18 protein-coding genes are annotated in these 12,107 nt (G+C 27.8%); 15 read left to right on the top strand and 3 right to left on the bottom strand.

All coding sequences use genetic code 11. The features are described from left to right. Positions 1–4 precede the first annotated feature (4 nt). From LPB03_RS07965 to tsaB, 14 genes are all read left to right on the top strand, one after another. Positions 5–259 (top strand): SWEET family sugar transporter, encoded by a 255-nt coding sequence (locus tag LPB03_RS07965; protein WP_065317803.1) that lies wholly within the window; start codon positions 5–7, stop codon positions 257–259. A gap of 77 nt (positions 260–336) precedes the next feature. After that, positions 337–1,107: an enoyl-CoA hydratase/isomerase family protein gene (locus LPB03_RS07960; RefSeq protein ID WP_065317802.1), complete on the top strand. Its 771-nt coding sequence runs from the start codon at positions 337–339 to the stop codon at positions 1,105–1,107. 47 nt (positions 1,108–1,154) lie between these two features. Further along, a complete protein-coding gene (locus LPB03_RS07955; protein ID WP_065317801.1) occupies positions 1,155–1,712 on the top strand; it encodes an MOSC domain-containing protein in 558 nt (185 codons plus the stop codon). After that, entirely contained in the window at positions 1,712–2,269 is a 558-nt protein-coding gene (locus tag LPB03_RS07950) for a hypothetical protein (RefSeq protein WP_065317800.1), read from the top strand. The genes LPB03_RS07955 and LPB03_RS07950 overlap by 1 nt, the downstream gene beginning before the upstream one ends. A gap of 258 nt (positions 2,270–2,527) precedes the next feature. Then, positions 2,528–3,430: a heme o synthase gene (cyoE, locus tag LPB03_RS07945; RefSeq protein ID WP_065317799.1), complete on the top strand. Its 903-nt coding sequence runs from the start codon at positions 2,528–2,530 to the stop codon at positions 3,428–3,430. Between the two features lie 3 nt (positions 3,431–3,433). Continuing rightward, a complete protein-coding gene (locus LPB03_RS07940) occupies positions 3,434–4,021 on the top strand; it encodes a cytochrome c oxidase subunit 3 (protein WP_065317798.1) in 588 nt (195 codons plus the stop codon). 52 nt (positions 4,022–4,073) lie between these two features. Next, on the top strand, positions 4,074–5,057 hold the full coding sequence (locus tag LPB03_RS07935) for a cytochrome c oxidase subunit 3 (RefSeq protein WP_065317797.1): 984 nt from the start codon (positions 4,074–4,076) through the stop codon (positions 5,055–5,057). Between the two features lie 88 nt (positions 5,058–5,145). Then, the gene (locus LPB03_RS07930) at positions 5,146–5,487 is read left to right on the top strand and encodes a cytochrome C oxidase subunit IV family protein (protein ID WP_065317806.1); all 342 of its coding nucleotides are present in this window, start codon (positions 5,146–5,148) and stop codon (positions 5,485–5,487) included. A 115-nt stretch (positions 5,488–5,602) separates the two neighbouring features. Further along, on the top strand, positions 5,603–6,274 hold the full coding sequence (locus LPB03_RS07925) for a hypothetical protein (protein ID WP_065317796.1): 672 nt from the start codon (positions 5,603–5,605) through the stop codon (positions 6,272–6,274). Then, on the top strand, positions 6,271–6,921 hold the full coding sequence (locus LPB03_RS07920; protein ID WP_065317795.1) for an SCO family protein: 651 nt from the start codon (positions 6,271–6,273) through the stop codon (positions 6,919–6,921). The genes LPB03_RS07925 and LPB03_RS07920 overlap by 4 nt, the downstream gene beginning before the upstream one ends. Further along, positions 6,914–7,453, top strand: a complete 540-nt coding sequence (locus LPB03_RS07915) for a DUF420 domain-containing protein (protein ID WP_065317794.1) — start codon at positions 6,914–6,916, stop codon at positions 7,451–7,453. The genes LPB03_RS07920 and LPB03_RS07915 overlap by 8 nt, the downstream gene beginning before the upstream one ends. After that, positions 7,446–7,664 carry a CAMCR motif-containing small membrane protein gene (locus LPB03_RS07910; RefSeq protein WP_065317793.1) on the top strand — a complete coding sequence of 73 codons (219 nt, stop codon included), beginning with the start codon at positions 7,446–7,448 and terminating at the stop codon, positions 7,662–7,664. The genes LPB03_RS07915 and LPB03_RS07910 overlap by 8 nt, the downstream gene beginning before the upstream one ends. Before the next feature lie 125 nt (positions 7,665–7,789). Then, positions 7,790–9,115, top strand: coding sequence for a TolC family protein (locus LPB03_RS07905; RefSeq protein WP_065317792.1), 1,326 nt, complete (start codon positions 7,790–7,792; stop codon positions 9,113–9,115). Positions 9,116–9,197: 82 nt separating this feature from the next. Further along, complete coding sequence (tsaB, locus tag LPB03_RS07900; protein WP_065317791.1) at positions 9,198–9,884, top strand: tRNA (adenosine(37)-N6)-threonylcarbamoyltransferase complex dimerization subunit type 1 TsaB; 687 nt, start codon at positions 9,198–9,200, stop codon at positions 9,882–9,884. Position 9,885: 1 nt separating this feature from the next. On the opposite strand, the gene LPB03_RS07895 is transcribed toward tsaB, so the two are convergent. The 3 genes from LPB03_RS07895 to LPB03_RS07885 form a co-directional block, all read right to left on the bottom strand. Continuing rightward, the gene (locus LPB03_RS07895) at positions 9,886–10,692 is read right to left on the bottom strand and encodes a mechanosensitive ion channel family protein (RefSeq protein ID WP_065317790.1); all 807 of its coding nucleotides are present in this window, start codon (positions 10,690–10,692) and stop codon (positions 9,886–9,888) included. Positions 10,693–10,757: 65 nt separating this feature from the next. Beyond that, positions 10,758–11,114 (bottom strand): DUF1304 domain-containing protein, encoded by a 357-nt coding sequence (locus tag LPB03_RS07890; RefSeq protein ID WP_065317789.1) that lies wholly within the window; start codon positions 11,112–11,114, stop codon positions 10,758–10,760. A gap of 16 nt (positions 11,115–11,130) precedes the next feature. Beyond that, positions 11,131–11,331, bottom strand: coding sequence for a dodecin family protein (locus LPB03_RS07885; protein ID WP_065317788.1), 201 nt, complete (start codon positions 11,329–11,331; stop codon positions 11,131–11,133). 162 nt (positions 11,332–11,493) lie between these two features. Between LPB03_RS07885 and LPB03_RS07880 the strand changes: the two genes are divergently transcribed. Continuing rightward, complete coding sequence (locus LPB03_RS07880; RefSeq protein WP_065317787.1) at positions 11,494–11,847, top strand: toxin-antitoxin system YwqK family antitoxin; 354 nt, start codon at positions 11,494–11,496, stop codon at positions 11,845–11,847. The last annotated feature ends 260 nt before the right edge of the window (positions 11,848–12,107 follow it).

Below are 12,107 nucleotides of genomic sequence, written 5' to 3'. Positions count from 1 at the left end.
ATGTATGAATTATTTTGAAATTATTGGTTTTTTTGCTGCTATTTTAACAACTGTGGCATTTTTTCCACAAGTTATAAAAGTATATAAAACAAAAGAAACCAAATCTATTTCTCTTTCTATGTATATCGTATTTTCAATTGGTGTTTTATTTTGGTTGATTTATGGTTTGCATTTAAAAAGTTTGCCAATTGTTTTAGCAAATGCAATAACGCTAATCTCATCAATCTATATTTTACATATGAAAATAAAACATAAATAGTAAATTTTAGATCTTGCTATAATTCATTGATTTTTTATCAATAAAAACTTACATTTGGTAAAACTTAATTATCTCCTATGATTACTTCAAGACAAAATGGAAGTTTATATACCAATATCCAAAATAATATTGCGACTATAGAATTTGGGCATCCTGCAAGTAATTCTTTTCCAAGTGAATTGTTAAGTAGATTAACAAAAGAACTACAAACAATTTCACAAAACGATTCAGTTTCTGTGATCATTTTAAAATCTGAAGGAGAAAAAGCCTTTTGTGCTGGTGCTTCTTTTGATGAATTAGTAGCGATTACAAATTTAGAAGAAGGCAAACAATTTTTTGCTGGTTTTGCCAATGTTATAAATGCCATGAGAACTTGTGGTAAATTAATTATTGGTAGAGTTCAAGGAAAAACTGTTGGAGGTGGAGTTGGTTTGGCTGCTGCTTGCGATTATGTTTTAGCAACCGAAAGTGCTGCTATAAAATTATCAGAATTTACAATTGGTATAGGTCCTTTTGTAATTGAACCTGCTGTAAAACGTAAAATAGGTTTGGCTGGTTTAGCTGAGTTAACCTTAGATGCCACAAATTGGCAAAATGCTTATTGGGCAAAAGAAAAAGGTTTGTATGCAAGAGTTTTTGAGAGCATTAAAGAGTTAGATAAAGAGGTTGAAATTTTTGCAGAAAAATTAGCTTCTTATAATCCACAAGCTTTATCAGAAATGAAAAAAGTTTTGTGGGTAAATACAGATCATTGGAATTCACTTTTATCAGAAAGAGCAAAAATTTCTGGAGAGTTGGTTTTATCAGAATTTACAAAAAACGCGTTGGCTAAATTTTCAAAAAAATAATTAACCTGCAAGGTTTTTAAAACCTTGTAGTGTTTTTAATAAATGAAATGAGAATAATATCTACAAATATTGGTGAGCGAAGGGAAATCTTCTGGAAAAATAAAACTGTAAATACGGGTATTTTTAAATTTCCTGTGGACGAACCTATTTTTTTGGACAAAGAAGAGGTAAGAGGAGATGAAATTTCCGATAGAAAAAATCATGGAGGAATTAATCAAGCAATTTACGGGTATTCTCTAAAACATTATGAATATTGGAAAAACTTATATCCAAATTTAGCATGGAGTTTTGGAATGTTTGGTGAGAATTTAACGATAGACGATTTAGAAGAAACGAACATTCATGTAGGTGATACTTTTAAAGTTGGTGAAACTGTTTTAGAAGCAACACTACAAAGAAATCCTTGTTATAAATTAGGAATTCGTTTTAACGATATGAAAATTGTAAAACAACTTTGGAATACCACAAAATGTGGCGTTTATTTTAAAGTTCTGCAAACAGGGTTTGTAAATGTTAATGATAGTTTTGAACTGATAAAAAGTTGCCCAGAAAATGCTACAATTGCAGATTTATTAATCCGAAGAAAAAAAGAAAAAGCAATTTAATGAAGTTAAGAAAAAGATATTTTTTGCTTATTTTTATAGCAATTGCTCCTTTTTATAAATTTGTTCATCCAGAAAATTATTGTTTTGGTGATACAGATTTGGTTATTATTGGAGGATATATGGTGTTGTTTGCAATTACTTTTTTAGTTATTTTCTTTAATAATTTATATTTAATAACTATAAAAAGAGAACTTTTTAACTATAGACCAGTACTTATAGCAGTTGTATTTTTAATAGCCTTGTATACTACTTTAGGATTGCATGATCAAAATATATTTAAAGATAAAGTAAAAGTTTACAATGGGTTTTCTAAAGAAAATGATGTATTAGAGATAAATTTATTTGACGACAATACTTTTGAACTAAAAATAATTTATCCTAAATCTTATTGTGTAGAAAAAGGAGATTATAGTTTTAAAAACGATACGCTACTTTTAAATAAATACAACAAAGTAAAAGGAAATATTATTTTTGATGATGTATATATTTACAACGAAAGTTATAAAAGTCTGAATCCAATATATACTGGGCTTCCTGTTTTTGCTTTAAAGAAATAACGTTTTATTTTAAAATTGAAAAAATTATTTAAAATAAAACGATATAATAACTAAAAAAGAAAATTTTTATATGCAGTAATTAAAATAAATGTATATATTTGTGTGTGATTTTTTATTAAATCACACTTTTTCTTTTTCATAGCAATTTTCCCACTCATTTTATGAGTGGGTTTTTTTATGCTTTTAAACTAATAAAACACTTTAAATATATGGTAAATTGATAATTATCAAATATCTTTGCAACTTATTATTGGCAATATGAATGCAGCAGTAATTTCAGATACAAAAACCTCAATGATTACACTTTTATCAGATTTGAAACAGCTTACAAAAGTTGGGTTATCTTTAAGTGTGGTGTTTTCTTCTGTTGCTGGTTATTTGTTGGGTGTTGAGGTTGTAAATTACTTTACACTATTCTTATTAGCATTAGGAGGTTTTTTTATGGTGGGTGCATCCAACGCATTTAATCAAATCATAGAAAAAGATACAGATGCTATTATGCAAAGAACTAAAAACAGACCTTTACCAACAGGAAGAATGTCTGTTAATTTTGCCATGTTTATTGCTATTTTATTTACCATTTTAGGTCTTGCTATTCTTTACAGTATCAATCCAAAAACGGCCTTATTTGGTGCAGTCTCTATATTTTTATATACGTGTGCATACACACCTTTAAAATCGGTTACACCACTAACTGTTTTTGTTGGCGCAATTCCAGGAGCAATTCCATTTATGTTGGGTTGGGTAGCAGCTACTAATAATTTTGGTATAGAAGCAGGTTTTTTATTTATGATTCAGTTTTTCTGGCAATTTCCCCATTTTTGGGCAATTGGTTGGTTGCAAGATGAAGAATATAAAAAGGCAGGTTTTAATATGTTGCCAATGAATAAAAAAGACAAAAATGCAGTAAAACAAATTATATTTTATACTGTAATTATGATTTTAGTTTCAGTAGCACCTGTTTTAAAAGTATCTGGTGATTTTTACATACATCCAATAGCTGCTGTTCTTGTTGCTTTATTAGGTATTTATATGTTGTATTTTGGCTTTAAATTACATAAATCCGAAACAAATATAGACGCAAGAAAGTTGATGTTATCTAGTATTTTGTATATTACTTTAGTACCAATTATATACGTAGTTGATAAATTTTTACATTAAAAAATGACAAACGAACAAATTTTAAATCAAGAATATATTGTAGCCAAAAAAAAATCTGCAAAACCTATGTTGTGGGTTTCTATGATTAGTATGGTTATGTTTTTTGCAGGCTTAACAAGCGCCTACGTTATTAGCATGAAACGTGAAGATTGGGTTGCTTTCGATTTGCCACAGGCATTTTATATAAGCACAATTTTAATTGTTGCAAGTAGTATTACTTTACTATTATCACAAAGATTTCTAAAACAAGATAAAAGACAATTATCATTAATAATGGTAGTCGTTACCTTGCTTTTAGGTATTGGTTTTGTTTGGCAACAATATGTTGGTTTCAACCAATTAAAAAGTATAGGATTATTTTTTACAGGACCAGAAAGTACAGTCTCAACATCGTTCATAATTGGTATTTCGTTTATGCACGTTCTGCACATTATTGCAGGTTTAGTTGTACTGTTTGTTGTAATTTATAATCATTTTAAATACAAATACAAATCAGATGATATGCTTGGTTTTGAACTAGGTGCAATCTTCTGGCATTTTGTAGATTTATTATGGATTTATCTATTTTTGTTTTTCTCTTTTATAAAGTGATTAAAAATAGTTATTTTTGACGAACGTTTAAGATTTAAATTAAATATTATTTATGGAAGCAAATATTGCTATACCTTCAGATGAGAAAAACACTTGGAATGGAGGTAGTGGAGTAAAACCATTTGGCGCAAGCTATGGTAAAATGATGATGTGGTTTTTTATCGTTTCTGATGCACTAACCTTTTCAGGATTTTTGGCAGCTTACGGTTTAACACGTTTTAAATTTATAGATTCTTGGCCAATTGCAGATGAGGTTTTTACACACATTCCTTTTATACATGGTATTTATCCTATGTATTATGTTGCGTTTATGACTTTTGTTCTTATTTTTTCATCAGTAACAATGGTTTTGGCTGTTGATGCTGGTCATCAAATGAAAAAAAATAAAGTAGCTTGGTATATGTTTGCTACCATTATTGGCGGTTTAATCTTTGTGGGTTCTCAAGCTTGGGAATGGAATACTTTTATTAATGGTTCTTATGGAGCTGTTAAAACACCACAAGGTAAAGTTTTACAGTTTGTTAAAGATGGGCATCAAATAGCGTTATCTGACTTTGTTGTTGGAGATAGAATGGATGAAAGAGTTGCACACACTAAGAAAAACGGATTATGGTTTGAGAGTGGAGAAAGTGTTCCTGAATATTCAATTGCTCAAATTACAGCTTCTTACAAAGCAAATCCTAATATTCAAATTAGGAGTGAGCAAATTAATTTAGATGAAAAGAAGAAAATAATATTTTCTAGAGAAAAAGGTTTAGAAGAATTAGCAAAAGGTGGTGCTGTTGTAGAAGGAGCTAATTTAACTGCAAATGAATATGGAAATACAATCTTTGCAAACTTCTTTTTCTTTATAACAGGTTTTCACGGTTTTCACGTATTTTCTGGTATTTTAATTAACATTATTATTTTCTTTAATGTGCTTCTTGGTACTTATGAAAAAAGAGGACATTATGAAATGGTAGAAAAAGTTGGATTATATTGGCACTTTGTAGATTTAGTTTGGGTATTTGTATTCACATTTTTCTACTTAGTTTAAAAAAATAAGTTCATCAAGGTAAACCCTTGTAATTTCATTTAAATTGTCTTTCCAACGAAAGCTGGAATCTAAAAATAGGATTAAAAAAATGGCACACGCACACGAATCACATACTAAAAAAATCTGGAACGTATTTTGGATCTTATCTGCAATAACGATTGTAGAAGTAGCTTTAGGTATTATAAAGCCAGACGTTTTACACTTAACTAGTTTTTTAGGAACAAGTCCTTTAAACTGGATATTTATTATCTTAACATTGGCAAAAGCTTATGGAATTACTTGGGCTTTTATGCACATGGATAGTGAAAAGAAATGGTTTAGAAGAGCTGTTGTATGGACAGCAGTTTTCTTAGTCTGTTATTTCGTAACCTTATTCCTAATAGAAGGAGGATATTTACACAGCACACTAGCACCACTTGTAAAATGGTAATAAAAAATAAAAAAAGGTGGTTTTTAACCACCTTTTTTTATAGAATAAATATTGTATGCATGCTCTTAATAGTTTGTATAGCAAAGTAAAATTCTCAAAATTAATTTTTTAAAAGATGAAATTTTTCACAAAAAAAAGAGTCGTATTATTCTTGCTTTTTATATTTCCTTTAATATGTTTTTTGCTTCTTTCTTTAGGTGAAAATAATTTCACAAAACTACCTGTTGTAAAAGAAAACCTTATTGATGTTTCTGAAATTGATGCAACTAAAACAGTTCAGTTAAAAGAAAATGTTACCATCCTTTGTTTTTTAGGTAATGATATAAACAAAACAAAAACTGGATTACTAAACTTAAATGAAAAAATTTACAAGAAATTTATAGATTATAAAAAATTTCAGATTGTAGCTATTTATCCTGAAGGAAAGGAAGAAGAAGTTAAAAATCTTAAAGAAGAAATTGGTGCTTTCACAGACATGCAAAAATGGAATTTTATAGCAAGTTCAAAAGATAAAATTGAAGGTTTTTATATAACTTTTGGTTTAAATGAGCCTTTAGTTAATTTATATTCTTCAAAAGCCTTTTTAATTGATAAGGATGTTAATTTAAGAGGAAGATTAACAGATAAAGATACTAAAGATGGTAAACTTTATGGCTATAATATGAACTCTGTAGCTGTTTTGAATGGTAAATTAATAGACGATGTTAAAGTATTGTATTATGAATATTATGCAGCTTTTAAAGAAAAAAATAATAATAAAGCAGATAGAAAAGAAGTAGGATTATGAAAAAGAAGTATTCTTATATAGGTATTGCCTTTATTATATTATTGTTTGGTATTTACACTGTACCAAAAGTCGTAAGCCGTTTTGAAAGTAATGATCTTTTAAAATTCGGAAAAATTCCAGAATTTGAATTTACAGACCAAGAAGGAAAATTAATTACCAATAAAACTTATGAGGATAAAGTGTACGTTGTTGAATTTTTCTTCACAACTTGCCCAACAATTTGTCCGTTAATGAATAAAAAAATGTTAACGCTTCAAGATGAATTTTTTGGAAATCCAGAATTTGGAATTGCATCAATTTCAATAACTCCAGATATTGATACTCCAACAGTTTTAAAACAATATGCTAAAGAAAATGGAATCACTCATAAAAACTGGCATTTGCTAACTGGTAAATCAGATGAGGTTGTATATGAACTTGCCAATAATGGTTTTAAATTACCAACAGGAAAAGGAGTTGCAAAAGACGAACATAATGGTTTATATCATTCAGGAAATTTTGCTCTGATAGATAAAAATGGATATATGAGATCTAGAAAAGATGAGTTTGGTAACCCAATGTTCGTATACAGAGCTCTTGATGAATATGAAATGGAAGATCAAATGAAAGAATTAAAAGAGGATATTAAATTATTATTAAATGAGTAGTCTAGCCCAAGAAAAAAAATATAAAAAAATTATAACTGCTTTATCAATTGTTATTCCTTTAGCAGTTGCAGCTTTATTTGGTGTTAATTTAAAAGATTTAGGGTTTAATGTAGAACCTTTAACATTTTTACCACCAATATATGCTTCTATAAACGGTTTAACTGCAGTTTTGTTGATAGCAGCAATTCTAGCCATAAAAAATGGAAATAAAAAATTACATGAACAGTTAAATACAACTGCAATTGCTTGTTCATTAGCTTTTTTGTTGATGTATATTGCATATCATATGACCTCTAATTCTACAACATTTGGTGGGGAAGGAGCCATAAAATACATTTACTATTTTATTTTAATTACACATATTATATTATCTGTAATTGTAATACCTTTTGTTTTAACAACTTATATGAGAGCTAAATTGGGTAATTTTACCCAACATAAAAAGATAGCTAGAATTACTTTTCCTTTGTGGTTATATGTTGCTATAACTGGTGTAATTGTTTACTTAATGATATCTCCTTATTATGTTTAAAAAAACTTTTCTTATTTTTTTATTTTTAATCTTTATAGCACAATCTTCTTACTCACAATGCGCAATGTGTAAGGCTGTTGTAGAAACTGGAGATATGGAAATGGCTGAAGGTGTTAATAATGGTATATCCTATTTAATGGTGTTTCCTTATTTGTTAATTGGTCTTCTAGGATATGCTTTATATAGATATAAAAAGAAAGCCGAAAATTAACATTTTAATAATAGTAAAATGCTGTAACATATTTTACTTTTGGTCGTCTTATAAGTAACTATTTAAATAAAAGATCTTTATTTTTTTAGCTTTTAATAAAATAATCAACCAAAAATAATTACGTTTTGAAAATTAAACTTATACTATTAGTAGCATTATTAACTTCTATAGCTACTTTTTCTCAAAAAAAATGGACTCTTAAAGAGTGTGTAGATGAAGCTTTAGCAAAAAATATTACTATTCAACAGAATAAATTAAGTTTAGAGCTACAAAAAAAGGAAGTAGATATTGCCAAAGGTAATTTTTTACCAAACTTAAATGGAAGTTCTTCTGGTAGATTTGGTTTTGGATCTTTTATTGATAATGTAAGTAATCAGAGAATTTCTACTGATAACTTTAACGCCTCGTTTGATTTAAACTCCAACATAACAATTTTTAACGGATTTAGAAATACCAATACATATAAACAAGCACAGTTAGGTGTAGAATCTAGTTTATTAGATCTAAAAAAGATTGAAAATGATATTTCGCTATTGGTTGTAAATGGCTACTTAAATGTGTTATTCGCAAAAGAAAATTTAAATGCAGCCAGAGTTCAATCTGAAATTAGTAAAACCCAAATTAAAGCAGCCGAAAGCAGATTTAATGCAGGTGTTATTCCTAAGGGAGATTTGCTAAACACACAATCTACTGCAGCATCAGACTCGCAAACAGTAATTGCAAATGAAAATAATTTAGATTTAGCTTTGTTAAATTTATCGCAGTTATTACAAGTACCTTATGTAGGTTTTGATGTTGCTGGTATCGATGTTGGAACTCCATCAGCTAATTTGTTTTATAAGAATTCAAATTATGTTTACGATAAATCTGTAGAAAGATTACCAGAAATAGAAAGAGCTAAACTAGACATAGAAAATGCAGCTATAAATATTGAATTAGCTAAAGGTTCTTATTTGCCTACTGTAAGTGTTTTTGGAAATATGGGTTCAGGATTTAGTCATAGATTTAATGAAATCTTTACCAATGATTATTTCTTTAAACAATTAAATGATAATCTTGGGTATAGTATTGGTGTATCTTTGAATGTACCTATATTTAATCGTTTTCAAACAAAAAATAGAGTAGCGCAATCTGAAATTCGTAAAAAAGTTTCGGAAACTAGATTGGAAAGTGAAAAATTAAATTTAAAACAAACAATAGAGCAATCGTTTTTAGATGTAAAAACAGCATTAAAAACTTTTGAAGCTTCAAAAATTTCTTTAGAAGCGCAAGAAGAAGCATTTAAAAATGCGCAAGAAAGTTATAATTTTGGTGCAATGACTCAGTTTGATTTTGATCAAGTAAGAACACGTTTGGTTAATGCAGAAGCAGCTTTAATTCGTTCTAAATACGACTATGTTTTTAAAACAAAAGTATTACAATTTTATGCTGGTGATTTAATTTTAGAATAATTATCAAAATAAAAGATATTCAAAACCTCACTAATTTTAGTGAGGTTTTCTTTTGATTTATATTTGCAAAAAAAATAAGATTTTGAGTATCATTTTAAATATAGAAACTGCCACAAAAAACTGCTCTGTTAGTATTGCAGAAGATGGAAAAATAATAGCTATTAAAGAATTAAATAATGGTAATTATTCTCATGCAGAAGTATTACATCCTTTTATTTTTGATGTTCTTAAAGAAGCTAATTTAACATCAAAAAATATTGATGCAGTTGCAGTTAGTAAAGGTCCAGGTTCATATACAGGTTTAAGAATAGGTGTTTCTGCTGCAAAAGGTTTGTGTTTTGCTTTTGACAAACCTTTAATTTCTATTGATACTTTAACATCATTATCGCACGCAATTTCTATTGATAAAGGTTTTATAATTCCTATGATTGACGCCAGAAGAATGGAAGTATATGGAGCTGTTTACAATGAAAATAATCAACAGATAAGGGAAATAAAGGCAGAAATTATCGACGAAAATTCGTACACTGAATTTCTAGAAACTAATAAAGTTTATTTTTTAGGTGATGGATCTCAAAAATGTAAATCAATAATTACTCATATAAATGCTGTTTTTGTAGATGATAAATTTCCATCAGCAAAAGAAATGGCACAATTATCATTTGATAAATACCAAAAAAGCGACATAGAAAATGTCGCTTATTTCGAACCTTTTTATTTAAAAGATTTTATTGTAATCCCTGAAAAGAAAAAGAAACCTACCTTTTAAATTATTCTGTTTTATTTATATTTACTCTATGTGGGTAAGGTATGTCAATACCAGCTGCATCAAGAGCTTCCTTCGTTTGTTCAATAACATCAAATTTTACAGTCCAATAATCTTCTTTTTTAACCCAAGCACGTGTAAAAAAATTGATTGAACTATCTGCGAGTTCAGATAAATTTACAGCAGTTGCAGGTTCTTTTAAAATTAATGGATGATTATTGATGACATTAAAAATAATTTCTTTCGTTTTTCTAATATCAGAATCGTAACCAACACCAAACGTAAAATCTACTCTACGTGTTGCTTCTGTACTATAATTTACAATATTTCCGTTAGAAAGTGCTCCATTTGGTATAATTACTTCTTTATTGTCAGGAGTATTAAGTTTTGTTGTAAAAATTTCAATTTCTTTTACTGTTCCACTTTCTCCTTGAGCTTCAATAAAATCGCCAATTTTTATCGGTTTAAATATCATAATTAAAACACCACCAGCAAAATTACCAAGAGAACCTTGCAAAGCTAAACCTATAGCCAAACCAGCTGCTGCAATTATAGCTGCAAAAGAGGTTGTTGCAACTCCTAATTGAGAAATTACAGTTATAAATAATAGTACTTTTAAAATCCAACCTATAAGATTTCCTAAAAACTTCTGAAGTGTTATATCTACACCTCTTTTTTGCATTAATTTTCTTGAAGATTTTATAATTATTTTAATAGCATATAAGCCAATAAAAAGTATTAATAATGCTGTGATTACTTTTGGTGCGTATAAAAATAATAAATCTTGTGATGTCTCTAAAAAATCTTCCATATTTTGTTTTTATAATTTAATTTAGAGCAAAAATAACAGTTTAGTTTTAAAAAGTAGAAACTATATTATAGTAATAAAATAGATAAAATACTTACTGACGCTGGTATAGTTTGAATGTATAAGATTTTAATGGATTTTGTGGAATAAGCGCCATAAATACCTGCAATAAAAACACATATTAAAAAAAATAATGAAACATCTACTTTATTACTAATTATTGACCAAATTAATCCAGCTGCTAAAAAACCGTTATATAAACCTTGGTTAGCAGCCATAATTTTAGTTTCTTCAGCAAAGTTTTTATCTTTAAGATTAAATGCTTTTATTCCTTTTTTGGTAGTCCAAAGAGCCATTTCTAAATAGAGAATATAAATATGTATTAAAGAAACTAAGCCTATTAATATAATTTGTAGAATATTCATATTTTAAAAAAAATATTTAATTTACTTCAAAAGTAATTTTAACATTAACCCTAAATTCAGTAATTGCATTTTCGTTTACAACTGCACTTTGCGATTGTACAAAAACAGATTTAATGTTTTTTACCGATTTTGCAGCATGCTTAACGGCTTTTCTTGTTGCTTCTTCCCAACTTTTGTTAGAATTCGCTAATACTTCAATAACTTTCATTACTGCCATAATTTTATATTTTAAATTGATTTAAAGTAAATATAGAATATTATGAGGAATAAATTTTACTATAAAAACCTCAATGTTAATTTAATGTTACCAAAATGTTGTTTAATAGTTAGTAAATTTATATATTTGTAATTATAATGTTAACCTTAAAATAGAATAATTATGAAAAAATTTTTTACAATATGCATGCTAAGTATAGCTACCATAGGTTTTTCACAAGATAATAAACCAACTTTTAAGGCTGAAGGAGATTTAGTAAAAGCAACTTACTATTATGAAGATGGATCAGTAAAAACACAGGGATTTTTTAAAGATAAAAAACTTACAGGTGAATGGGTTCGTTTTGATAAAGCTGGTAATAAAACTCAATTAGCTTATTATGAATCTGGTAAAAAAGTTGGGAAGTGGTTTATCTGGAGTGATGAAGCTTTAAAAGAAATAAATTACAAGGATAATGCAATTGCTTCTGTTAATGTTTGGAAGCCAGAATCTAGAGTTGCAGTTAACGAAGATTAAAATTAGTATTTCACACAAAAAAAAGCTCATTAGAAAATTTCTAATGAGTTTTTTTTGTTCGTAATGTATCGTGTTCAAATCTTAATTTCACTTAGTGTTATTAATTAAAATAGATAGTCAAAAAGTAATAATAAGTTTTAGTTAACGATTAATCAGAATACAATAAACTTAGAATTTTAAAATGACTCTATGTTTACAAATAAAAATGTAGAATATAAATCTAATGAGCGACTTAAATATGTTTGCTTAATTCTTTTAAT

Origin of the sequence: Polaribacter vadi (assembly GCF_001761365.1) — a bacterium.
Taxonomy (GTDB): domain Bacteria; phylum Bacteroidota; class Bacteroidia; order Flavobacteriales; family Flavobacteriaceae; genus Polaribacter; species Polaribacter vadi.
The sequence above is the reverse complement of the archived record's forward strand: the minus strand, read 5'-3'. Positions and strand labels throughout refer to the sequence as shown.